The sequence below is a fragment of the Methylocystis sp. S23 genome (genome assembly GCF_054106005.1).
The window spans coordinates 1700246-1724429 of record NZ_CM134185.1 but is presented as its reverse complement, the minus strand read 5'-3'; the positions used below and the strand labels follow the sequence as shown (position 1 = coordinate 1724429).

Genomic DNA, 24184 nt, shown 5'->3' with positions numbered 1-24184 from the left:
CGGAGGACACAAATGCGCCGCTGGCTCGTTTCCGCCTTCGCGCTTGTCAGCGGCTTTTGCTTCGCGCAATTCGCAGCGGCGCCGCCGGACAGGGCGGACATCCGATCCGTCCTTCGCCGCGTCAGCCTGCCGGAGGGCTTTACGATCTCGCTCTACGCGCTCGCGCGCGGCGCGCGGACGATCGCGGTCGGTCCGAAAGGCGATGCGATCTTCATCGGGACCGGCTCCGAGAACCGCATCTATGTGCTGACCCCGGACCGGGGCCACGCCGGAAAGGTCGACGTCCTGAAGACCGGACTTGCGCTCGATCTGCCGCACGGCCTGTGCTTTTCCGAGAGCGGAACGCTTTACGTCGTTGAGCGCAACCGCGTCATCGCCATTCCGCATGCCGAGGAGGAGTGGCGGCGGCCCCGCGCGATCGTCGTCGTGAAGCGGGGCCGGCTCATCCCCAAAGCCGAGGAGCGCGACGGCCATACGCTGCGCGTCTGCCGGATCGGCCCCGACGACAGGCTCTATGTGTCGCTCGGCCAGCCTTACGACGTCCCGCCCAGGGAAAAACTCGCGCTTTACGACCGCACGGGCGTCGGCGGGATCATCCGCATGAATCTCGACGGTTCGGCGCGCGAGGTCTACGCCCGCGGCGTCCGCAATTCCGTCGGCATGGATTTCAACCCCGCCGACGGGGCGCTCTGGTTCACCGACAATCAGTCGAATGAGATGGGAGACGACGCGCCGCCCGGCGAGATCAACCGCGCCGACCGGCGGGGGCTCCATTTCGGCTTTCCGTGGTATGGCGGCGGCCATGCGCGCACGCCGGAATATGCGCGGGAAACGCCGCCGGCCGACGTCGTCTTTCCCGAGGCGGAGGAAGCCGCGCACGCCGCCGATCTCGGCATGGCCTTCTATTCGGGGACCGTCTTTCCCGAGAAATATCGCGGCGGAATCTTTTCCGCGCAGCATGGCTCCGGCGCGCGTGGGGCGCCGGTCGGCGCGCGCGTCATGTTCACGCGGCCCGGCCCGGACGGCAGAGGCGGGATCAGCGAACCTTTCGCCGAAGGCTGGAACACGGGCGCCCTCCCCTATCTCGGACGGCCGGTCGATGTGGCGCAGACGCCCGACGGCGCGCTGCTCGTGACCGACGACGAGAATGGGGCGGTCTACAGGATCTCCTATCAGGGGAGCCTCGTCGCCGGCCGGTGAGCCGCCATCCGCCGGCGAAGCTCGGCTCCCGCTTTTTCGAGCGCGCGCCAATTGCGGCGCAGACCGCCGCGAACCATCTATCGCCCATGCGATTTTTCAGCGAGAGGCCCGATATGCGGATGGCGATCAGGCGGGCCGGCGCGCGGGGCGCGGCCAATTTCGGCTGGCTCGACAGCCGGCACAGCTTCTCCTTCGGCGAATATTACGACCCGGCCCATATGGGCTTCGGGCCGCTGCGGGTCATCAATGAGGATCGCGTGGCGCCGGGCGGCGGCTTTCCAACCCATCCGCATCGCGACATGGAGATCGTTTCCTATGTGCTCGAGGGCGCGCTGGAGCATAAGGACAGCATGGGGACCGGCTCCGTCATCCGCCCCGGCGACGTGCAGCGCATGACCGCCGGGACCGGCGTCACGCATAGCGAATACAACGCCTCCGACGAGGAGCCGACGCATTTCCTGCAAATATGGATCATCCCCGAGCGCGTCGGCCTCGCGCCGGGCTATGAGCAGAAACGCTTCGAGCCCGAAGAGAAGCGCGGAAAGCTGCGGCTCGTCGCCTCGCGCGACGGCCGCGAGGGCGCGATCACGATCCATCGCGACGTCGATCTCTACGCGACGCTGCTCGCCAAAGGCGAGCGCCTGATGCATCGCCTCGCGCCGGGCCGCGCGGCCTGGGTGCAGGTGGCGCGCGGCGCGATCGCCGTCAATGGCGAACGGCTCGAGGCCGGCGACGGCGCCGCCGTGAGCGATTCAGCCGATTTGCGGCTCGAGGGCCTGGCCGAAGCGGAGGCGCTGGTCTTCGACATGGCGATGTGAGGCCCCGGGACGACCGCGTTTACAGGCCCAGCGCCAGCCGTCCCGGATCCTCCAGCGTCTCCTTGACGCGCACCAGGAAGGTCACGGCCTCCTTCCCGTCCACGATCCGGTGATCGTAGGAGAGCGCCAGATACATCATGGGGCGGATTTCGATCTTGCCGTCCGCCGCGACGGGGCGCTCCTGTATCTTGTGCATGCCCAGAATGCCGGACTGCGGCGCGTTGAGGATCGGCGTCGACATCAGCGAGCCGTAGACGCCGCCATTGGAGATGGTGAAAGTGCCGCCCTGCAGATCGGAAATGTCGAGCGCGCCCTCGCGCGCCTTCTTGCCGAGCGCGCCGATAGCCTTCTCGATCTCTGCGAGCGACAGGCGGTCGGCGTCGCGCACCACCGGCACGACGAGCCCCTTATCGGTGCCCACCGCCACGCCGATATGGCAGAAGCGCTTATAGACGATGTCCGTTCCGTCGATCTCGGCGTTGACGGCGGGAATCTCTTCGAGCGCCTGACAGCAGGCCTTCACGAAATAGCCCATGAAGCCGAGCTTCACGCCGTGCTTCTTCTCGAAGAGCTCCTTGTATTTGTTGCGCTGCGCGATCAGCGCCGACATGTCGACCTCGTTGAAGGTCGTGAGCATCGCCGCGACGTTCTGCGCTTCCTTCAGGCGCCTTGCGATGGTCTGGCGCAGGCGCGTCATCTTCACGCGCTCCTCGCGGGCGGCGTCCGCCTGCGGCGCGGGCGCGCGCGGCGCGGGCGCGCGCGGCGCGGGCGCCGGGGGCGGCGCCTCGACGGCGGGCGCGGGAGCGAAGACCTGCTGCGCGGGCGGCGCCGGCGCGCGGGCGGCGAAGTCGATCACGTCGGATTTGAGCGCCTGTCCACGCTTGCCGGAGCCCGCGATCTGCGAGACGTCGACGCCCTTCTCGGCCGCGATCTTGGCGGCCGCCGGAGAAGGCGGCGTCGCCGCGACCGGGGCGGGCGCGGGCTGAGCCGCCGGCGCGGGCGCGGCGGCGGCGGGCGCGGGCTGGGCGGCGGGCGCCGGAGCGGCGGCGGCCCCGCCGGGCGCGATCTGGCCGAGCAGCGCGCCCGGCGCGACCGTCTCGCCTTCCTTGGCGACGATCTCGGCGAGCACGCCGGCGGCGGGCGCGTTCACTTCGAGCGTCACCTTGTCCGTTTCGAGCTCGGCCAGGGTCTCGTCGGCGCGGACCGGATCGCCGGCCTTCTTGAACCAGCGGCCGATCGTCGCCTCGGTGACGGATTCGCCGAGAGTCGGAACGCGAATTTCAGTCATGTCTCTTCGTCCTTGGCGGCGTCTGCTCCCTCTCCCCGCTCGCGGGGAGAGGGCTGGGGTGAGGGGCAAGCAAGCTCAGTTTTTTCCGATACGAACTACGAAAACGGCGCCGGGGCGAAAGCGGCTTCGCCCTTCGCCCCGACCTCTCCCCGCACGCGGGGAGAAGGAATCAGGCCCCGAAGGCGTCGTCCTGAAAGGCCTTTAACTGCGCCAGATGCTTCGACATCGTGCCCGCCGCCGTCGAGGCCGCCGCCGGGCGGCCGACATAGCGCGCACGCTTCGTCTTGCCGCTCACCTGACCGAGCACCCATTCGAGATAGGGCTCGACGAAGAACCACGCCCCCATATTCTTGGGCTCCTCCTGGCACCAGACCACATCGGCGCCCTTGAAGCGCGACAAGGCGGTGACGAGGCTCTTCAGCGGGAAGGGATAGAGCTGCTCGACGCGCAGCAGATAGACGTCGTCGATCCCGCGCTTTTCGCGGTCCTCGAGCAGATCGTAATAGACCTTGCCGGAGCAGAGAACGACGCGGCGAATTTCCTCGTCCGGCCGCAGCGTCGCTTTTTCATGCGTCTCTCCGTCGTCGAGCAGGATGCGCTGGAAGCTCGAAGCCATGCCCATCTCGCCGAGACGCGAGACGCAGCGCTTGTGGCGGAGCAGCGATTTCGGCGCCATGAGGATGAGCGGCTTGCGCATGTTGCGGTGAAGCTGGCGGCGCAGAATGTGGAAGTAGTTCGCTGGCGTCGAAACGTTCGCGACCTGCATATTGTCCTCGGCGCAAAGCTGCAGATAGCGCTCGAGCCGCGCGGAGGAGTGCTCCGGCCCCTGCCCCTCATAGCCGTGCGGCAGCAGGCAGACGAGGCCCGACATGCGCAGCCATTTGCGCTCGCCCGCCGACAGGAACTGGTCGAAGACCACCTGCGCGCCATTAGCGAAGTCGCCGAACTGCGCCTCCCAGAGCACGAGCGCGTTGGGCTCCGCGAGCGAATAGCCATATTCGAAGCCGAGCACGGCCTCTTCCGAGAGCATCGAATTGATGACCTCGAACTTGCCCTGGCGGGGCGAGAGATGATCCAGGGGGATGTAGCGGGCTTCCGTCTCCTGATCGATCAGCACGCTGTGGCGCTGCGAGAAGGTGCCGCGCTCGCTGTCCTGCCCGGAGAGGCGAACCTTGTAGCCCTCGGTGAGCAGCGTGCCGAAGGCGAGCGCCTCGGCCGTGGCCCAATCAATGGCCGTCCCCTCCTCGATGGCGGCGCGCCGATTGTCGAGGAAACGCTGAATCGTGCGATGCAGCCTGAAATCCGGGGGAACGCTGGTGAGCTTCGCGCCGATGTCGCGCAGGGATTCGAGCGGCGCGCCGGTCTTGCCCTTGCGCTCGTCCTCGGTCGCCTGATAGCCGGGCTTCAGCCCCGCCCAGCGGCCGTCGAGCCAGTCGGCCTTGTTCGGCTTGTAGGATTGGCTCGCCTCGAATTCCGCTTCCAGGCGGGCGCGCCAATCCTCCTTCATCCTGTCGGCTTCGGCCTTGGAGAGCTGGCCCTCATTGGCGAGCTTCTCGCCGTAAAGATCGAGCGTCGTGCGATGCGCCCGGATCTTCTTGTACATCAGCGGCTGGGTGAAGCCCGGCTCGTCGCCTTCATTGTGGCCGAAGCGGCGATAGCACCACATGTCGATGACGACGGGCTTCTGGAACTGCTGGCGGAATTCCGTCGCGACGCGGGCCGCGAAGACCACGGCCTCGGGATCGTCGCCATTCACATGGAAGATCGGCGCCTCGACCATCTTCGCCACATCCGACGGATAGGGCGAGGAGCGCGAGAAGCGCGGATAGGTGGTGAAGCCGATCTGATTGTTGATGATGAAATGCACGGAGCCGCCCGTGCGATGGCCCTTGAGCCCCGACAGGCCGAAGCATTCCGCCACCACGCCCTGGCCCGCAAAGGCCGCGTCGCCGTGAATGAGCAGCGGCAGCACGATGCGGCGGTCGCCGCCATGCTGATCCTGCTTGGCGCGCACCTTGCCGAGCACGACCGGATCGACGATTTCGAGATGCGACGGATTGGCGGTGAGCGAGAGATGGACCCTGTTGCCGTCAAATTCGCGGTCCGACGAAGCGCCGAGGTGGTATTTGACGTCGCCGGAGCCCTCCACCTCGTCCGGCAGGACGGAGCCGCCCTTGAATTCATGGAAGAGCGCGCGATGCGGCTTGGCCATCACCTGGCAGAGCACGTTGAGGCGGCCGCGATGGGCCATGCCGATGACGATCTCCTTCACGCCGAGCGCGCCGCCGCGCTTGATGATCTGCTCCAGCGCGGGAACCATCGCCTCCGCGCCGTCAAGGCCGAAGCGCTTGGTGCCGGTATATTTGACGTCGAGGAACTTCTCGAATCCTTCCGCTTCGACGAGCTTGTTGTAGATCGCGCGCTTGCCCTGGTCGGTGAAGACGATCTCCTTTTTCGGGCCCTCAATGCGCGCCTGCAGCCAGGCCTTCTCGTCCGGATTGGAGATATGCATGAATTCGAAGCCGATCGGGCCGCAATAGGTGCGGCGCAGGATCGTGACCATTTCGAAGACGCTGGCGTATTGCAGGCCGAGAACGCCGTCGATGAAGATCTTGCGGTCGTAATCCTCGTCCTTGAAGCCGTAGGTCTCGGGATGCAGCTCGCCATGGTCGTGGCGCTGCTCGAGGCCGAGCGGATCGAGATTGGCGTGGAGATGGCCGCGCATGCGATAGGCGCGGATCATCATCAGCGCGCGCACCGAGTCGCGCGTCGCGCGCTGCACCCCGTCGGCGGTGACCGCGGTCGGCGGCGGAACGGGAGCGCCTTTGGGCGCGGGCTTGGCGGCGGGCGGGGGATAGTCGCCGGTAAGCGCGCTCACCCATTCGCCATTGGCGGCGGGCGGCCAGTCCGGGCGCGCCCAGGAAGGACCGGAAGGCTGCACCGCGCCGGGGACGGCGCCCATTTCGGAGAAGAACCGGGCCCATTCGGGGCCGACCGCCGAAGGGTCGGCTTCATAGGCGTCAAGCAGGCTCTCAATATAGGCGGCGTTCGCGCCCTGGAGAAATGAAGTGGTTGCAAAGCCGTGATTTTGCGCAGAACGCGGGCCGCCGGGAGCCGCCGGTCCGGCCACGCCATCAGTTTCAAGACGCGCCATAATTCTCGCTTCTCTTGAAGCCGAGGGCGGCGCATTAGCGGGCTCGCTCCGCCCGCCGCCGAAGGCTTGTTTGGGGGCGCCGCCAAAAGCGGCGACGCCCTTAATCTAAGTTCTCCGAGGCGGCAAAGAAGAGCGCGGCAGCGCCTAACCTTTAAGCACCTCGACCAAAGTCTTGCCCAGTCGGGCCGGAGACGGCGACACGCGAACGCCCGCCGACTCCATCGCCGCGATCTTGCTCTCGGCGTCGCCCTTGCCCCCGGAGATGATCGCGCCGGCATGGCCCATGCGCCGGCCGGGAGGCGCCGTGCGGCCGGCGATGAAGCCCACAATGGGCTTCCTGCGGCCGCGCTTGGCTTCGTCTTTCAAGAATTGGGCCGCTTCCTCTTCCGCCGAGCCGCCGATCTCGCCGATCATGATGATCGACTTGGTCGCGTCGTCGGCGAGGAACAGCTCCAGCACCTCGATGAAGTCCGTGCCCTTGACGGGATCGCCGCCAATGCCGACCGCGCTCGTCTGGCCGAGGCCCTCGCGGGTCGTCTGGAAGACGGCCTCATAGGTGAGCGTGCCGGAGCGCGACACGACGCCGACCGAGCCCCTGGAGAAGATGTTGCCCGGCATGATGCCGATCTTGCTCTCGCCCGCCGTGACGACGCCCGGACAGTTCGGCCCGATGAGGCGGGATTTGGAGCCCGAGAGCGAGCGCTTGACGCGGATCATGTCCTGCACCGGCACGCCCTCGGTGATGCAGACGATCAGCGGGATTTCCGCGTCGATCGCCTCGCAGATGGCGTCGGCCGCGCCCGGCGGCGGCACATAGACCACCGAAGCCTGCGCGCCGGTCTTGTCGCGGGCCTCGGCCACCGTGTCGAAGACGGGCAGGCCGAGATGCGTGGAGCCGCCTTTGCCCGGGGAGACGCCGCCGACCATCCTGGTTCCATAGGCGATCGCCTGTTCCGAATGGAAAGTGGCGGTCTTGCCGGTGAAACCTTGCGTGATGACTTTGGTGTTCTTGTCGATCAGGACGGACATGCAGCGATTCCTAAAGAGAACGGGCGGCGCGGAAAGCGCGGGCGCCTCGCCCCCCGGGAGAGGAGCGCGGCCCCGCGCCGCGAATTTCGCGGCCGCCAAATTATTGGGAAGAGCGCCCGCTTACAAGGCGGAAAGCGCCCGGAAGACGCGCATGCGACCGGCTGTCGCGACGCCATGCCGGGCGGAGCGCGGCGGCGGGCGCCTCAAAACGGCCAGCGCGGATAGCCCGTCGGCTCCGCCGTCTGGGCGCGGCGCCTGGCCGAGGCGATATAGACCTCGCGGCGGAGGCGATTGATCCCGCCGAGCGGCTGATGCTCGACGAGGCCGTGCCAGGGCGTGAAGACGAGATGCTCGCATTCGCTCGCCTGCAGGGGCTGGTCGAAATCCTGCGGCCGGATCGTGATGACGGCGACGTTCTGATAGGCCGCCGTCCCGTCGGATTTGGGCTTCCATTCCGTATTGGCGCTTTCGATCGGATAGGCCTCGTCATCGGGCTGCAGCCCGTCGGGCCGTAGCTGGACCTGGAAATCGAAGATCACGGGCTCGGCGCCGACGGCGAGGCTCTTCTTCATGGCGAGGCGCAGATAGTCCTTGTCGGGACTGTCCGGCGTCGGCGACGGATTGGCCGGCGCTCTTGGCTTCGCCGCGAATTTCGCGGCCTTGTCCTTGCCAAAGAGGAAAGGCGCGGCCGAGAAGTAGGCGGCGTCGAGCGGGCTCGCGAGCTGGGCCGGCTGAATGACCCGGGTGACGATCCCCGCGATCTTCATCCGCGCTGGATTCTTGGGATCGAAGAAGATCGGCAGGAATTCGCGCGTATTGTCCTTGTGCTCGACCTGGAGCCTGGTGAAGGCGTCATATTCCGCAACGTCCGGAAAGGCGAACATGGGCTGGTTGATGAGCAGGAAGTCCTGCGTCTTGCCGCCGGGCTCCTTCAGGAGCGTCTCGCCCTCGACGCCCATGAGCTTGATCGCCATGCCGCGGCTGTCGGCCTTCTTGTCGTTGACGTCCGGCGCGAGCACGGCGGTGGCGTTGGAGTAGCGAATCCAGGCCGGATAGGTTCTGCCCGGCGTCGCGAAGACGCCCACGCGATATTTCTCCGGCAGGTCGGCCCTAACGGCGAAATCGGCCTTCACGCAGCCATGCGCCTTGGGATGGACGGCGCGGCGGGCCATGGTCTCGCCCGAGGCCGCGCCGTAGCGCTGCTCCAGGAGCTTGCCCGTCAGCTCGACCATTTCCGCGATCTGGGCGCTTTCGCCCGGGGGAACGGCTTCGAAATTCGTGGCGAGGAACTCGTCCGCGCTCGCGCGCGAGAACGGGGCCAAAGGAGCCAGGCCGGCGGCCAAAGCCAGGATCGTCAGTCTCCTCATCTGAAATACTCCAAATATTCGGGCCCCGGAACGGGCCCAGGCAAATGAGTCGCCAATAAACCGGCGCCGCCGCAGGCGCCGGAAACCCGGCCCCGCCTGCGGCGCTTCAAGGTTCAGCGATCGTCAAGACGGTGTCAATGCTGGATTTTTCAGCTTCGACCGCATGACGGAACAAAAAAGCCGGCGGGTCTCCCCGCCGGCTCAATTCGCCGATACGTCCGAGGCGGCCCCCTCCTTCGAGACGCGAACTTCGCTCGCGCTTCGGGATGAGCCTAAGCGTTTGACGCAGATGCGGAAGCCCCTCATGCTGAGGAGGCTCCGCAGGAGCCGTCTCGAAGCGCGCGAGGGGCGTCAGCGCGAACTATCAGCGGTCTGAGCGGGCGGGTTTTCCCGCCCGCTCCATAACCGTCGGATCGGCTCTCCGCCTTACGCCGTGACCGCGCCCAGCGTCGCGACGTCCACCTTCACGCCCGGACCCTGGGTCGAGCTGATGGCGACGCGCTGGATATAGGTTCCCTTCGCGCCCGTCGGCTTGGCCTTGGCGACCGCGTCGACGAAAGCCTTGATGTTCTCGACGAGCTTGCCGTCGTCGAAGGAGGCCTTGCCGACCGTGCCCTGAATGATGCCGGCCTTCTCGACGCGGAACTCGACCGCGCCGCCCTTGGAGGCCTTCACCGCGCCGGCGACGTCCATGGTCACCGTGCCGACCTTCGGATTCGGCATCATGCCGCGGGGGCCCAGCACCTTGCCGAGACGGCCGACGAGCGGCATCATGTCGGGCGTCGCGATGCAGCGGTCGAACTCGATCGTGCCGCCCTGGACGATATTGACCAGGTCCTCGGCGCCGACGACGTCCGCGCCCGCCGCCTTCGCCTCGTCCGCCTTGGCGCCGCGCGCGAAGACGCCGACGCGGAGCGTCCGGCCCGTGCCGTTCGGCAGATTGACCACGCCGCGCACCATCTGATCGGCATGCTTGGGGTCGACGCCGAGATTCATGGCGATCTCGACCGACTCGTCAAACTTGGCCGTGGCGCGTTCGCGCACGAGCTTCACGGCCTCGTCGACCGGATAGAGCCGGGTGCGCTCGACGCCCTCGCGGGCCTTGGCGATTCTCTTTCCAATATGCGCCATGGTCTTACTCCACCACCTGGAGGCCCATCGCGCGGGCCGAGCCTTCGATCATCGACATTGCGGACTCGACCGAAGCGCAGTTGAGGTCGACGAGCTTCTTTTCCGCGATCTCGCGAATCTGCGCCTTGGTCACCTTGCCGACGACGTTGCGGCCCGGCGTCTTCGAGCCCGAGGCCGGCTTCTTGCCGATCTTGAGGCCCACGGCCTTCTTCAGGAAGAAGGAGACCGGCGGCTGCTTCATCTCGAAGGTGAAGGAGCGGTCCTGATAGGCGGTGATGATGACGGGGATGGGGGTCCCCTTCTCGACCTGCGCCGTCTTGGCGTTGAACGCCTTGCAGAACTCCATGATGTTCAAGCCGCGCTGACCGAGCGCGGGACCGATCGGCGGCGAGGGATTCGCCGCGCCGGCCGGCACTTGCAGCTTTATGTAGCCGGCAATTTTCTTCGCCATTTGCTTTCTCCAACGAATGACGGCGCCCGGGCTTCAAAGCCCGTGCGTCGCCGGTTGCAGTTCGTGGTCCGGTCCGTTCTCCCCGATGGCGTCGAGGCGGACCCGCCACGTTTTCCCCCCTCTCCCCATTTATGGGGTGAGGGCCGGGGTGAGGGGCAAGGCGACGCCAAACCCCTCGCCCCTCACCCTAACCCCCTCCCCGCAATGCGGGGAGAGGGAAACGATCAAACCTTCTCGACCTGTCCGAACTCCAGCTCCACAGGCGTCGGACGGCCGAAGATGGACACCGCGACCTTGAGGCGCGAGCGGGCTTCGTCCACTTCCTCGACGAGGCCGTTGAACGACGCGAAGGGGCCGTCCGCGACGCGCACCGTCTCGCCCACCTCGAAGCTGATCGTGGGCTTGGGGCGCTCGACGCCCTCGGCGACCTGGCCCTTGATGCGCATCGCCTCCTCTTCGGAGATCGGCATCGGCTTGTTGTCGGCGCCGAGAAAGCCCGTGACCTTCGGCGTGTTCTTGATGAGCGAGAACACCGGGTCGGTCAGATTGCACTTCACCAGCACATAGCCGGGAAAGAACTTGCGCTCGGTGGAGACCTTGCGTCCGCGGCGCACCTCGACGACCTGCTCGGTCGGCACGAGGATCTCCTCGAAAGCGTCGGTCAGGCCCCGCTGCGCGGCGCCCTCGCGGATCGACTCGGCGACCTTCTTCTCGAAGTTCGAATAAGCGTGGACGATATACCAGCGCATGGCCATGGGGCGCGCTCAGCTCCTGAAAATCACTGTCCCACGCGCAACATCAGGCCGACGCCGAAGCGCAGGGCCGAGTCCACCAGGACGAAGAATAGGCTCGCAAACAGCACCATGAGGATCACGAGTCCGGTCGTGATCATGGTCTCGCGGCGCGTGGGCCAGGTGACCTTGCCCGCTTCGGCGCGGACTTCCTGCAGGAACGTGAACGGGTTGACCATTTCGCTTGCCCGATTTCCCTTGGCGGCGCAGCCTCTTTCGGCGATGCAAAAGAGACGCGAGCCGCAAAACAGTCGCGGCGCGGGACCTTCCGGCCACGCGCCACGCTAGCGGGCTTATAGCGGGTCCCAGCCGGAACGCCAAGGGAAATCTCCGGCGGGAAATCTCCGGCGGCCTGTTGGCCCCCCGGCTTTATCGGCCCATGGCGGCGTCCTTGCGCGGAGCCCGCCCGCAAAGATCGTTTCCCTCCTTTCCCATACGCCTTACCTTCCCTCCCATGAGCGAGCCCAAACCTTACCGCCTCGTCCCCGGCTCCCTCGGCGCGCGGCGGGATTTCCGCATCACGGTCGGCCTGCGCGAGGGATGGGACCCGGAGGGACGGGTCTATGACGTCTCGGAGGCCGTGCGCACGGCGCGGCGCTGGATGCGGCGGCGGGTGGAGGAAGGCAAACCCGCCCTCTCCGGCATGGCCGCGCGCGCCGAGGTGACCTACGCCTGGCGCAGGGAAGACGGCGCGGTGAGCTCCGACCGGGAGCCGGTGGCGATCTTCACGGGCGAGGCGGTCCATGCCTATCTCGGGGCGCTCCCCGACGCCGAGATCGAGGCCATGCTCAATGAATTGGCGGTCGAGCTCGGCCAGGCGCTGGGGCAGGAGCGCATTTATGTCGCCTTTTGCGACCGCACCTGGATTTTGAGCTGCGAGGCGGACCCCGCTTGAAAGACGCCGCGCCGCCTCCGATATGCGGCGAGGCCGAGGGCGACGCGCCCGAGGCCCGGCTCCCGCTCCTTGCGGAATCCGATGTTAATGTGTATAACATTTACATCGGCCGCGCCCGGAAAGCCGGGGCCGACCGCCAACTGGAGCCAAATATGAGCTGCGATCGTTATTCCCGAATGTCCGCGTCTCCCTGGGGACGTCAGGGTGGATGCGCGCATTGGAGGCCGTTCGAAGTCGCGGCCGTGGTCATCGGCTTCTTCATCTTCTGGCCGATCGGCCTAGCCCTGCTGCTCTTGAAGCTATGGGGCAGGAGCTTCGGCTATGAGGGCGATCTGTTCTCCTTCGCGGCCGAGCAGGGCGCGAAGGTCAAGAGCGCTTTCGGCGACGCGGCGCGCGAGAGCGGGCGCGGCTGGGCGGGTCCGTCCTTCATGCGCTCGACCGGCAATGTCGCCTTTGACGAATGGCGCGAGGGCGAGCTCGCCCGCCTGGAGGAGGAGCGCCGCAAGCTCGCCGAGGCGGAGCGCGAATTCGCCGAGCACATCGCCGAGCTGCGCCGCGCCAAGGACAAGGATGAGTTCGAAAGCTTCATGCGCGCCCGCAAGGGGAACGCGCAGTAAGACGCGGTAGAAGCGTCCTCCCCCGTGGCCGGCCCCGCGCCGGCCACAATCCTTTATGAGGCCGCCCGGACGCAATGCGAAAATATTTTATAATTAACTAGATTTTTCGACCTCCGATTAACGGCCCGTTCGTAACGCTACGCGTCATGTTCGGCCGCGTCGCCTATCTCCTGCTTTTGCTCGCCGCGACGCTCGCGGGCTGCTCCGCGCCGTTCAAGCCGCAGCGCCCCGCCTGGCGCGCCCAGGCCGAGAACGCCTGCATCGCGCAAAGGCGCGTGCAGCCCTCCGAATGGGTCGCGCTGGCCAATGAGCTCGAGGGCCCCGGCATTTGCGGGATGACCCGGCCCTTCAAGGTGGCGGCGCTGCAAAATGGCGCGGTCTCCTTCAACGCCACGGCGACGCTCGACTGCCCGATGGTCGCGGAGCTCGAATCCTGGGTCGCCGACACCGTGCAGCCCGCCGCCCAGGCGCGCTTCGGCCAGCGCGTCGCGCGCATCGACTCCATGGGCTCCTACGCCTGCCGGGGCATGAACAATCAGCGCGGCGCGCAGCTCTCCGAGCATTCCTTCGGCAATGCGCTCGACATTGGCGGCTTCGTGCTGGAGGATGGTCGCCAGATCACGCTGCTGCGCGACTGGTGGCGCGGCGACGAGCAGGCGCGGGCCTTTCTGATGGATGTGCATCGCGGCTCCTGCGCGCATTTCTCCACCGTGCTGTCGCCGGGCTCCAACGCCTTCCACTACAACCATATCCATGTGGATCTCGCGCAGCATGGCCGCTCCGGGCGCTCCATCTGCAAGCCCGCGCCGCAGGAGACGCCGCCGCCGGACCAGTCGCCGCTCGTCGCGATGCAGAACGCCAAGCCGATCATGGGCGAGGAAACGGACAATGACACGACCGGCAAGCCGCCGGCCGCGGCTTTCGAGGGCGCCGATTCGCTCGGCCCGATCAACGCGCCGGATGCGCCCCCGCCCCCGCGCCGCGACGATCCGACCGCCGGCGAGGCGGATCTCACATCGTCGATCAGAAGGCGCTGACGGCCTTCACTCCAATGGCCCGGCCTGAGGCTGCCGGAGCTCCGCGTCGATCATGTCGCCGCGCTGCGCGTCCGCTGCGAGCTCGGAACGGTCCGCGGCGATCTCCCGGATCGCCTCGCCGATCTCCGGATTGCGCAAGATCAGCGTCTGCAGGTCATAGGCGTCGAGGATCAGAAGCTTCGTCGGCTCGACCGCGCGAACATTGGCGCTTCTCAACGTTTTGTGCAGCACCGCGATCTCGCCGAAGAACTGACCCTCGCCGAGGCGCACGGGCTCATTGGGCAATTCGACCTCGACCTCTCCCTCCGCGACGAAATACATGGATTGCGCCACGTCGCCGCGCCGCACGATCAGCGCGCCGGCCGGCACGGATTGGGCGTTGAGATAGCGCATGATCTCGGCGATCGCGGTCGCGTCGAGGGAGCGGAAGAGCGGCACGCTCGCGACCATGCTCCATGTGACTACGAATTCCCGGCGATGAATCTCCTCGGCGAAGGCGGTCGCGACGATGCCAACCGGCAGACCGAGCATCACATAGCCCGTCACCATCGTGACCGAGGCGATCACGCGCCCCGCGAGCGTGATGGGCGTCACGTCGCCATAGCCGACCGTGGTGATGGTGACGATCGCCCACCACATGGCGGCGGGAATCGAGCCGAAATTCTCGGGCTGCGCTTCATGCTCGGCGATATGGATGGCGCTCGCCGAGAAGAGGATGGCGCCGAAAAGCAGGATGCCGGTCGCAAGCAGCGCCTTGCGCTCCGCCTCCATGACCGCGACCAGCGTGCGGATGCCGGCCGAATAGCGCGCCAGCTTGAAGAAGCGCAGCAGGCGCAGAATGATGAAGACCCGGAGATCGGCGGCGAAAAAGAACGAAATATAGACAGGCAGAATCGTCAGCAGGTCGATGATCGCGGAGCCCGACCTGACGAAGGCGAGCCGCGCGCCCATGGGCGTGCGGTCCGAATAGGGCGTGTGCTCCGGCGCGCTCCACAGGCGCAGCAAATATTCGACCGTGAAGACGCAGACGGCGAGATATTCGACCGCAAGGAACAGCCGCCGGAATTGGCGATCATATTCCGGCACGGATTCCAGTATGACGGACAGGACCGACAAGGCGACGAGGGCGATGAGCGCGCGATGCACGAAGCGCGTCGCGCGGTCATGCGCTCCCCCGTCCAGAACCACGTGAACGCGACGGCGCAACTGGCGGCGCCAGTGACGTCGCTCGCCTTTCGTCACTGCGCCGCCTTGCCGCGCAGCGCATCCTCGACGGAGGCGAGCGCCTGTTCGATGGCGGCGGCGTTGGGTCCGCCGGCCTGAGCGAGATCCGGCCGGCCGCCGCCGCCCTTGCCGCCCAGCGCCGCGCTGGCGACGCGGACGAATTCGACGGCGCTGTATTTCTCCGTGAGATCGTCGGTGACGCCGACGACGATGCCCGCCTTCCCGTCCGGCGAGGCGCTGGCGATGGCGACGACGCCGGAGCCGATGCTCTTCTTGGCGTCGTCGACGAGCGATTTGAGGTCCTTGGCGTCGACGCCCTCGACGGCGCGGGTGAGAAGCTTCACGCCTCCGACCTCGCGCGCGTCCGGGCCGCCCTCCTTGCCCGCGCCGCCGCCCATGGCGAGCTTGCGCTTGGCGTCGGCCAATTCGCGTTCGAGCTTCTTGCGCTCATCGAGGAGCTGCGCCAGCCGGCTCGGCGCTTCCTCGACCGGCGCGCGCATCAGCGCCGCAATGTCCTGCAGGGCGCGGGCCTGGGACGACAGATGGCGGCGGGCTCCTTCCGCGGTGCGCGCCTCGATGCGGCGCACCCCCGAGGCCACGGCGCCTTCGGAGACGATCGCGATCAGCCCGATGTCGCCCGTGCGCGAGACATGGGTGCCGCCGCACAGCTCGACGGAGAAGGGGTGGCGGGCGCCCGGATCGGGCCGGCCCATGGAGACGACGCGAACCTCGTCGCCATATTTTTCGCCGAACAGCGCGCGGGCGCCGGACTCGATCGCCTCCTCCTGCGCCATGACGCGCGTGTCGACCGGCGCATTGTCCTGCACGATCTCATTGGCGAGCCTCTCGACCCGCGTCAGCTCCTCAGGCGTGAGCGGCTTCGGATGGGTGAAGTCGAAGCGCAGACGTTCCGGCGCCACGAGCGAGCCCTTCTGCGCCACATGCTCGCCGAGCACCTGACGAAGCGCTTCATGCAGAATATGGGTCGCGGAGTGGTTGGCGCGCGCGGCCTTGCGGCGTTCGTGATCGACCTCGAGCTCCAGCGCGAGGCCCGGCGTGATCTCGCCTTCCTCGACGACGCCTTCATGGACAATGAGGTCGCCGAGCTTTTTGAGCGTGTTTTCGACCCTGAAGCGCGCGCCTCGGCCGCGGATGACGCCGACATCGCCGACCTGGCCGCCGGATTCGCCATAAAAGGGCGTCTGGTTGAGGATGATCGCGCCGCGCTGGCCCGGCTTGAGGATGAAGGCCTCGGCGCCGTCATGGACAAGGGCGGTGACGACGCCTTCGCTCTTTTCGGCGTCATAGCCCAGAAACTCCGTCGCGCCCAGCCGCTCCTTCAGCGCGAACCACAGCGTCTCCGTGGCGGTTTCGCCCGAGCCGGCCCAGGCCTTGCGGGCTTCGGCGCGCTGGCGCGCCATCGCCGCGTCGAACGCCTCCTTGTCGACGACGATGCCGCGCGGGCGCAGGGCGTCCTCGGTGAGATCCAGCGGAAAGCCGTAGGTGTCGTAGAGCTTGAAAGCCGTTTCGCCGGAGAATTTGGCGCCCCGGCCCAGCCCCGCGGTCTCCTCGTCGAGAATGGCGAGGCCGCGCGCAAGCGTGGCGCGGAAGCGGGTTTCCTCCGTCTTCAGCGTATCGACGATGAGCGCCTGGGCGCGCGCCAGCTCGGGATAGGCCTGGCCCATTTCGGCGACGAGGGTCGGCGCGAGGCGCCACATCAGCGGCTCCCGCGCGCCGAGGATCTGGGCGTGGCGCATGGCGCGGCGCATGATGCGGCGCAGCACATAGCCGCGTCCCTCGTTGGAAGGCGTGACGCCGTCGGCGACGAGGAAGGACGAGGCGCGCAGATGATCGGCGATGACGCGATGGCTCGCCGCCTGCGGGCCGGCATAGGGCGCGCCGGTAAGATCGGCCACAGCGCTCGTGAGCGCGCGGAAAAGGTCGATGTCGTAATTGGAGGTCACGCCCTGCATCAGCGCGGCGATGCGCTCGAGGCCCATGCCGGTGTCGATCGACGGGCGCGGCAGAGGCGCGCGCCGCCCCGGGGCCGCCTGTTCATATTGCATGAAGACGAGATTCCAGAATTCCAGGAAACGGTCGCCATTCTCGTCCGGGCTGCCGGGCGGGCCGCCCGCGAGCGCCTCGCCCTGATCATAGAAGATTTCGGAACAGGGTCCGCAGGGGCCGGTGTCGCCCATGCTCCAGAAATTGTCGGAACTCGCGATGCGGATGATGCGGCTGTCATGGAAGCCGGCGATCTTCTTCCACAGATCGAAGGCTTCGTCGTCGTCGTGATAGACGGTGACGAGAAGCCGGTCGACGGGGAGCTGGAACTCCTTGGCGATCAGGCCCCAGGCGAGCTCGATCGCGCCTTCCTTGAAATAGTCGCCGAAGGAGAAGTTCCCGAGCATTTCAAAGAAGGTGTGGTGGCGGGCGGTGTAGCCGACATTGTCGAGGTCATTGTGCTTGCCGCCGGCGCGCACGCATTTCTGCGCGGAGGCGGCGCGCGCCTGATGGCGCTTCTCGACGCCGGTGAAGACGTTTTTGAACTGCACCATGCCCGCATTCGTGAACATGAGGGTCGGGTCGTTATGCGGGACAAGCGAAGAGGACGCGACCTTCTCGTGGCCGTTGCGCACGAAATAATCGAGGAAGGCGGAGCGTATCTGGTTGACGCTGCTCATTTTGCGTCTCTCTGAGGCGTGATCGGGATCATTGACCGATCATATGGTGAAAGGGGTCGCCGGGCGTAAGCAGGCGCCGCGGGTTCGACCCGGAAACGCCGTCGGTTGCGCGCGATATGCCAGTCCGCAGCCAATTCGGCAATGAAAAAGGCCCGAAGACCGGGCTTTAAGAATGCGGACGAAGTCGTGTCGGCGCCCCTCGCGCTTCAAGACGCCCGCCATGCGGGCTCTCCTCGGCATGAGAGGCTTCTTTTTCTGCGCCAAACAGTTAACGCGGCTTACGAAAAAGCGGAAACCGGCCTTTCGCGGAAAGCGCGATCTAAACCTTTAGAATCGGTTGCTTATCTGCGTTAGGCGTTCCGCCTGAACGCAGCGCGCTCCATTTGCCCCATTCTAAGGAGTGAGCGAAGCTCGCGTCTCGAAGGACGAGGCCGCCCTCGGAGGCAACGAACTGAAGGGCCGAAGATCGCGCCTCGGGATGAACGCCCGCTGATTTGGGCCCCCGGAACGCCCCTCACTCGTCCCCGTCGCCATCCCCGCCGGCGTCGAGAATCTTCTCGGCGATCAGACCGGCGTTCTCGCGGATCGCCAGCTCGATGCGGGCGGCGGCGTCGGGATTCTGGCGCAGAAAGGCCTTGGCGTTTTCGCGGCCCTGACCGAGGCGCTGGCTGTCATAGGAGAACCAGGCGCCGGACTTCTCGACGACGCCGGCCTTCACGCCGAGATCGATCAGCTCGCCGACCTTGGAGACGCCCTCGCCATACATGATGTCGAACTCGACCTGCTTGAAGGGCGGAGCGACCTTGTTCTTGACCACCTTGACGCGGGTCTGGTTGCCGATCGTCTCGTCGCGCTCCTTGATCGCGCCGACGCGGCGGATGTCGAGACGGACCGAGGCGTAGAATTTCAGCGCATTGCCGCCCGTGGTCGTCTCCGGCGAGCCGTACATCACCCCGATCTTCATGCGAATCTGGTTGATGAAGATGACGAGCGTGTTGGAGCGCGAGATGGAGGCGGTGAGCTTGCGCAGCGCCTGGCTCATCAGGCGCGCCTGCAGGCCCGGCTGCACCTCGCCCATCTCGCCCTCGATCTCGGCGCGGGGCGTCAGCGCCGCCACCGAATCGACGACGAGAACGTCCACCGCGCCGGAGCGCACCAGCGTATCGGTGATTTCGAGCGCTTGCTCGCCCGTGTCGGGCTGGGAAATCAACAACTCGTCCAGATTGACCCCGAGCTTGCGGGCATAGACCGGATCGAGCGCATGTTCGGCGTCGACGAAGGCGCAGACGCCACCCGCCTTCTGCGCTTCCGCGATGACATGGAGCGTCAGCGTGGTCTTGCCCGAGGATTCGGGCCCGTAAATCTCGACGATTCGGCCGCGCGGCAGGCCGCCGACGCCCAGCGCGATGTCCAGGCCGAGCGAGCCGGTCGAAATGGTCTCGATCTCGACGGCCTTTTGATTCTTGCCGAGCCGCATGATCGAGCCCTTGCCGAAGGCGCGTTCGATCTGCGACAGGGCGGCGTCCAGCGCCTTGGTCTTGTCCACGGACGATCCTTCCACGAGGCGGAGATTGGCTTGGCTCACGGCTGAAAATCCCTTCTGGCACGATTTCAAGGGCTGGGGCAACGGCTCCCCCATTGTGCATGATTTGTTCTCAATGCCAAGTTCTTTTTCCGTTCTTTCGGCAAGGTGAGGAGGCCGATCCCCCTGAGAGCCTGAACGGCCGGCGGAGCGCCGGCGGCGGCGTCACCGGCTTCCGCATCTCATATGCAGCGGAACCGACACCGGCAGAGCCGGCGGCCTCTTTTCCCATGCCGCGACGAAATCCGCCTCCATCGCCTTCAGCGGGTCGCGGCCGTGGCGCTCGCGATATTTCTTCACCGCCGACCATGTGCTCAGAAATTTCAGCAGCTCGCCGCAGGAGCCGGCGATCTCGGCGGGAAAGACCGGCGCCTCGCGCTCGGCGAAGGGGAAAGGCAGTTCTTCATAACCGCTGAAATAATAGCGGGCGTTGTCGCCCCAGAACGGACCCAGAATGTCGGTCTTCAGCCGCTCCAGCACGTCGTCGAGCGGGCGGACCCCGGCCCAGGGCCAGTCATAGGTCCATACGGCGATGACGCCGTCCGGCTTCAGCGCCTCGCGCGCGCGCTCATAGAAGCGCGGCAGGTCGAACCAGTGGACCGAGCAGGCGCAGGCGACGAGATCAACCTGGCCCGCGAGCCTAAGATCGGCTTCGGCGGCGGCGAGGCGGTAGTCGATATTGCCGCGCCGCGGGGCCATTGCGAGCTGGCGGGGGTCGGGGTCCGTCGCGACGACGCGCGCGAAATGCGCGGCGAGGCCCTGCGCCGCCTGCCCGCTTCCCGTCCCGCAATCCCAGGCGAGCGCGCGCGACGGCGCGACGCTCGCCAGCCATTCGAAGAGCGCTCGCGGATATTGCGGCCGGAAGGCGCGATAGCCTTCCGCGTCCGCGCCGAAAAGGAGCGTCTGGCAGGGATCCAAGGCATTTTCCCCTTGGGGGAGGAAAGAGGCGCCCCCTAACGCCGGCGCGCGAAGCATAGATCACGCGGCGGCCCGACGGAATCGCCTCGTCGAAGCGTGATCGCCGCGGCCGCGCCAATCCCCTTCAGGCGCGGCTTCGCGACTCGCGCGGCCGGCGGGCGCCCGCCTCTCACGCAAGGGGCGCCCCGAAGCGGCTCCGCTCCGCCTTTCCCCTCCCGCGACCCCCGCAGCGCCGGCGGCTTCTCCGCGCGGCGCCTTTCCTTGAGGGAAAGCCGGAGCGCGACCGCAGAATTGGCCGCGCCGGCCTCTTTAAAACCCCTCAAAAGCGACACACATCTAACCCCAAGACGCGCTGCGCGGCAGGCGTCGACGGGCGGGTCGCAACGGACGCCGAGGAGGAGCGAATGGACGCTAAGATAGCAATCGAACGCAAGGCGCCCTTGCTGACGCCGGAGCAGTTCGCCAATCTGGGCGACGGCATGATCGCCTATGTGAAGGCCATGCGGTCGGAAGACGTGAACCGCCTTTACCCGCAGGCGCCGCAAATTCAGCCCGGCCTGACCATTTTCGCGCTGATCGGCGCGGACGGCGCGCCCATCGTGCTCGCCGATTCGGAAGAAGGCGCGATCGGCAACGCCCGCGAAAACGATCTGACGATGGTCAGCCTGCATTGACGTCACGCGCCGATTCGGCCTGCGGGGAGCCGGAGGGCGCCGATCTTCTTTTCAGCGGTAGATTTCCGTTCTTCCCGCCGCCATCCCCAAAGGCAGGGATTTTGCTTCCCTGGAAAAAAGGGGCGCGCGCCCCGCCATGGAGGCGTTCATGCCCACAACCGAAATCTACGCAGTCTGTCACGTAAACGACGTCGCCAAGCGCGGCGCCGTCGGCTTCGTCCTCGCGCGCCGCGACGGCGACAAGTCCGCGCCCTTTCCGATCTTCGTCCTGCGGCAGGGCAAGACCTACTACGCCTATGTCAATCGCTGCCCGCATCAGGGGGCGCGGATCGACTTTCAGCCCGGCCACTTCCTCGACCAGGGGCACCGCGCGATCATCTGCGGCAAGCATGGCGCGCTGTTCGAGCTGACCACGGGCAAATGCTATGACGGCCCATGCGCGGGCGCGGCGCTCGAAAAGATCGAATGCGTCATCGACGGCGAGGACGTCTGCATCACGGGCGTCGAGCTCGCCGAGGAGGACGGGCTCGATCGTGAGGAAAATGACGAGATGCCGCCGGTCATGATCACGTCGGACTGACCGGCCCGTCGCGCTCTCACCCCTTTCCCCGACCGCAGGCCGAGCAATCCGGAGCCGCTCCTGGATCGCTTCGTCGCAGGCCGCCAAGCCTGAGCCGGGGAAAATCGCCGTTATAGCCGCCTCCGTCATTGCGAGCGAAGCGAAGCAATCCAGGGCGTCATTACGGCTCTGGATTGCTTCGTCGGCTTCGCCTCCTCGCAATGACGGAGGGCGGCCATGCTCCTGGTCGGAGCCGGCGGAGAATCGCCGGCCGATCGCCGTCATTGGGCGCGCAGCGAGGCAATCCATAGCCGCATCACGGCCCCTGGATTGCTTCGCCGCGCTCGCAATGACGGGCGCGCAAGCGTCTCTTATCCGCCTCCGAAGAGCTGCTCGAAAATATTCTTCTCCCGCGCCGCCGGACGGCGGCCGCGCGGGGTCGGCGGGGGGACGGCGCCGGCGTTGGGGATGTCCTCCGGCGGCAGCAGCTCGTCGGCCTCCCGGGCCGCCGCGCGGCCGTGCGGCGGCGGCGGGATCGTCGCCGTCTCGTCGGGCGCGGCGGATGCGGCGTCGCCGGGCGGGGGAGCGGCGGCGCGCTTCTGGGGCTTCGCCGGCTGCGCGGGCGGCTTGTCGTCGCCGGTAAAGATGCCGATGAGATCGTCGAGCGGCCGGGCGACGACCTCTTCCGCCTCGGAGCGCCACGCCCCCGCCGGCAGGCCGGCGACGGGCGCGCCCTTGTGGGCGATCGACATATAGCGGCTCCAAATCTCGACCGGCAGATTGCCGCCCGAAGCCTTTCTGGTCGGCGACGAGTCGTCATTGCCGAGCCAGACGCCCGTGACGAGCCGGCTCGTATAGCCGATGAACCAGGCGTCGCGGAAATCCTGGCTGGTGCCGGTCTTGCCCGCCGCCTGCCAGCCCGGCAGCTCCGCCTTGCGCGCCGTGCCGGTGGCGAGCGTCTCCTGCATCATCGTGTTCATCATCGCCACATATCGCGGCTCGATCACGCGGCCGAAGGTGGAGCCCTTGCGCTGATAAAGCGTTTTGCCGCTCGCCGTCTTCACGCGCGCGATGATGTGCGGCTGCACGCCGATCCCGCCATTGGCGAAAGGGGCGTAGGCCGCGACGAGCTCGAGCGGCGTCACTTCCGACGTGCCGAGCGCGATGGAGGCGTTGGGCTGCAGCTCCGACTGGACGCCGAGGCGGTGGGCCGTCTTCACCACCGCTTTCGGGCCCGCTTCCATGCCGACGCGCACGGCGACCGTATTGAGCGACAGGGCCAGCGCCCGGGTGAGCGTGACGGGGCCGAAATATTCGCGGCTGTAGTTTTCGGGCGTCCAGCCCTTGATGTTGAGCGGCCCGTCCTCGCGCACGGAATCGGGCGTCAGCCCATGTTCGAGGCCCGCGAGATAGACGAAGGGCTTGAAGGCGGAGCCCGGCTGGCGCCTCGCCGAGACGGCGCGGTTGAACTGGCTTTCGGAATAATCGCGCCCGCCGACGAGCGCGCGAATGGCGCCGTTGGGGTCGATCGAGACGATGGCGCCCTGCGTGACGTTGAACTTCGCGCCCTTCCTGTCGAGCTCCTCCTTCAGCGCGCCTTCGGCGATGGCCTGCAGGCGCGGGTCGATGGTCGTGGTGACGACGATGTCCTGGTCGATGGCGCCGATCGTGTCGTCGAGCATGTCCATGACATAGTCGGCGGCGTAGTTGATCGAGCCCGCGCCCAGCTCCTTCACCGCCCGCGCGGGATGGCCGAGGGCGGTTTTCGCCATGGCCTCGGTGACATGGCCCTCCTGCGCCATGGCGGCGACGACCTGGGCCGCGCGCTCGGACGCCCCTTCCGGATTGCGGTCGGGCGCGAGCTTGCTCGGCGCCTTCATCAAGCCGGCGAGCACGGCGGATTCGGAAAGCGTCGCCGTTCGGGCGCTATGGCCGAAATAGCGTTGCGACGCGGCCTCCACCCCATAGGCGCCGGAGCCGAAATAGACCCGGTTGAGATAGAGCTCGAGAATCTGGTCCTTGGAATATTTATGCTCGAGCCACAGCGCCAGGATCGCCTCCTGGATCTTGCGCGAGATGGTGCGCTCCTGGGTGAGGAAGAGATTTTTCGCGAGCTGCTGGGTGAGCGTCGAGCCGCCCTGCATGCCGCCGCGCCCCGAGACGTTGCGCACGACGGCGCGGCCAATGCCGAGCGGATCGACGCCCCAATGCGAATAGAAGCGGCGGTCCTCTATGGCGATGAAGGCCTTGGGCAGGTAAGGCGGCAGGTCGGAAATGCGGATCGCCGCGCCGCCCGTGTCGCCGCGATTGGCGAGAAGCTCGCCGTCCGAGCCCATAATGGCGATATTGGGCGGGCGCTTGGGCACGGCGAGCTGGTCGATGGGCGGGAGCTGCGAGCCGTAATAGACCGCGAGCGCGCCGCCGCCGATCGCGGCCCAGATGGAGAGGGTGAAACCCCAATAGAAAAGCGCGCCGATCATCGAACCCGTTCGCCGTTTCGGCTTCAGTCTGGCGGAGCCGGGGGCGTCGTCGTCCGCGAGTTCCTCCGGCGCCCGGCGGGCGCGCGGCGCGGGCCGCTTCTCCGCGCGCAGCGCGCCGTCATCCGCCGCCTTGTCGAAACTCGGTTCCCGACGTCCGCCGCCACCCGCCATGATCTCGCCTCGAGGCTCTCCGCCGCCGCCTCTCGCGTCATGAGTTCAATTTAAGGAAGGCGCTTTAAGGGCCGGTTAAGAAATCCGGATGGCGCGGGCCGATTAATATTCGTG

20 protein-coding genes are annotated in these 24184 nt (G+C 67.0%); 7 read left to right on the top strand and 13 right to left on the bottom strand.

From position 1 onward, the window contains the following. Positions 1–12 precede the first annotated feature (12 nt). Positions 13–1200 carry a PQQ-dependent sugar dehydrogenase gene (locus ACV7JP_RS08525; protein ID WP_457798796.1) on the top strand — a complete coding sequence of 396 codons (1188 nt, stop codon included), beginning with the start codon at positions 13–15 and terminating at the stop codon, positions 1198–1200. Positions 1201–1319: 119 nt separating this feature from the next. Continuing rightward, the gene (locus ACV7JP_RS08520) at positions 1320–2018 is read left to right on the top strand and encodes a pirin family protein (protein ID WP_457798795.1); all 699 of its coding nucleotides are present in this window, start codon (positions 1320–1322) and stop codon (positions 2016–2018) included. Positions 2019–2037: 19 nt separating this feature from the next. On the opposite strand, the gene odhB is transcribed toward ACV7JP_RS08520, so the two are convergent. The 8 genes from odhB to secE form a co-directional block, all read right to left on the bottom strand. Next, positions 2038–3306 (bottom strand): 2-oxoglutarate dehydrogenase complex dihydrolipoyllysine-residue succinyltransferase, encoded by a 1269-nt coding sequence (gene odhB / locus ACV7JP_RS08515; protein ID WP_457798794.1) that lies wholly within the window; start codon positions 3304–3306, stop codon positions 2038–2040. Positions 3307–3475: 169 nt separating this feature from the next. Continuing rightward, complete coding sequence (locus tag ACV7JP_RS08510; protein WP_457798793.1) at positions 3476–6460, bottom strand: 2-oxoglutarate dehydrogenase E1 component; 2985 nt, start codon at positions 6458–6460, stop codon at positions 3476–3478. Between the two features lie 144 nt (positions 6461–6604). After that, positions 6605–7489: a succinate--CoA ligase subunit alpha gene (gene sucD, locus ACV7JP_RS08505; protein ID WP_457798792.1), complete on the bottom strand. Its 885-nt coding sequence runs from the start codon at positions 7487–7489 to the stop codon at positions 6605–6607. A 203-nt stretch (positions 7490–7692) separates the two neighbouring features. After that, entirely contained in the window at positions 7693–8856 is a 1164-nt protein-coding gene (locus ACV7JP_RS08500; RefSeq protein ID WP_457798791.1) for a catalase, read from the bottom strand. 426 nt (positions 8857–9282) lie between these two features. After that, the gene (gene rplA / locus ACV7JP_RS08495) at positions 9283–9987 is read right to left on the bottom strand and encodes a 50S ribosomal protein L1 (protein ID WP_457798790.1); all 705 of its coding nucleotides are present in this window, start codon (positions 9985–9987) and stop codon (positions 9283–9285) included. A 4-nt stretch (positions 9988–9991) separates the two neighbouring features. Further along, positions 9992–10438 carry a 50S ribosomal protein L11 gene (rplK, locus tag ACV7JP_RS08490; RefSeq protein WP_457798789.1) on the bottom strand — a complete coding sequence of 149 codons (447 nt, stop codon included), beginning with the start codon at positions 10436–10438 and terminating at the stop codon, positions 9992–9994. 224 nt (positions 10439–10662) lie between these two features. Further along, positions 10663–11193 (bottom strand): transcription termination/antitermination protein NusG, encoded by a 531-nt coding sequence (gene nusG / locus ACV7JP_RS08485; protein WP_457798788.1) that lies wholly within the window; start codon positions 11191–11193, stop codon positions 10663–10665. A gap of 23 nt (positions 11194–11216) precedes the next feature. After that, on the bottom strand, positions 11217–11408 hold the full coding sequence (gene secE, locus ACV7JP_RS08480) for a preprotein translocase subunit SecE (protein WP_457798787.1): 192 nt from the start codon (positions 11406–11408) through the stop codon (positions 11217–11219). Between the two features lie 275 nt (positions 11409–11683). On the opposite strand from secE, the gene ACV7JP_RS08475 reads away from it, so the two are divergent. From ACV7JP_RS08475 to ACV7JP_RS08465, 3 genes are all read left to right on the top strand, one after another. After that, positions 11684–12124 carry a hypothetical protein gene (locus ACV7JP_RS08475; protein ID WP_457798786.1) on the top strand — a complete coding sequence of 147 codons (441 nt, stop codon included), beginning with the start codon at positions 11684–11686 and terminating at the stop codon, positions 12122–12124. A gap of 152 nt (positions 12125–12276) precedes the next feature. Beyond that, a complete protein-coding gene (locus ACV7JP_RS08470; RefSeq protein ID WP_457798785.1) occupies positions 12277–12741 on the top strand; it encodes a DUF2852 domain-containing protein in 465 nt (154 codons plus the stop codon). A 146-nt stretch (positions 12742–12887) separates the two neighbouring features. Continuing rightward, positions 12888–13778 (top strand): extensin-like domain-containing protein, encoded by an 891-nt coding sequence (locus tag ACV7JP_RS08465; RefSeq protein WP_457798784.1) that lies wholly within the window; start codon positions 12888–12890, stop codon positions 13776–13778. A 6-nt stretch (positions 13779–13784) separates the two neighbouring features. Here the strand turns inward: ACV7JP_RS08465 and ACV7JP_RS08460 are convergent, their stop codons facing one another. The 4 genes from ACV7JP_RS08460 to ACV7JP_RS08445 form a co-directional block, all read right to left on the bottom strand. Continuing rightward, entirely contained in the window at positions 13785–15020 is a 1236-nt protein-coding gene (locus ACV7JP_RS08460) for a cyclic nucleotide-gated ion channel (RefSeq protein ID WP_457798783.1), read from the bottom strand. Beyond that, positions 15017–17686, bottom strand: coding sequence for an alanine--tRNA ligase (gene alaS / locus ACV7JP_RS08455; RefSeq protein WP_457798782.1), 2670 nt, complete (start codon positions 17684–17686; stop codon positions 15017–15019). Before alaS ends, ACV7JP_RS08460 begins: the two co-directional genes overlap by 4 nt. Positions 17687–18200: 514 nt before the next feature. Beyond that, positions 18201–19271 (bottom strand): recombinase RecA, encoded by a 1071-nt coding sequence (gene recA / locus ACV7JP_RS08450; RefSeq protein ID WP_457798781.1) that lies wholly within the window; start codon positions 19269–19271, stop codon positions 18201–18203. Positions 19272–19433: 162 nt separating this feature from the next. Beyond that, a complete protein-coding gene (locus ACV7JP_RS08445; RefSeq protein WP_457798780.1) occupies positions 19434–20186 on the bottom strand; it encodes a class I SAM-dependent methyltransferase in 753 nt (250 codons plus the stop codon). Positions 20187–20590: 404 nt separating this feature from the next. Between ACV7JP_RS08445 and ACV7JP_RS08440 the strand changes: the two genes are divergently transcribed. Continuing rightward, positions 20591–20860: a BQ00720 family protein gene (locus ACV7JP_RS08440; RefSeq protein ID WP_457798779.1), complete on the top strand. Its 270-nt coding sequence runs from the start codon at positions 20591–20593 to the stop codon at positions 20858–20860. A gap of 148 nt (positions 20861–21008) precedes the next feature. Beyond that, on the top strand, positions 21009–21440 hold the full coding sequence (locus tag ACV7JP_RS08435; protein WP_457798778.1) for a Rieske (2Fe-2S) protein: 432 nt from the start codon (positions 21009–21011) through the stop codon (positions 21438–21440). A 350-nt stretch (positions 21441–21790) separates the two neighbouring features. Here the strand turns inward: ACV7JP_RS08435 and ACV7JP_RS08430 are convergent, their stop codons facing one another. Next, on the bottom strand, positions 21791–24070 hold the full coding sequence (locus tag ACV7JP_RS08430) for a transglycosylase domain-containing protein (protein ID WP_457798777.1): 2280 nt from the start codon (positions 24068–24070) through the stop codon (positions 21791–21793). Positions 24071–24184: the final 114 nt, after the last annotated feature.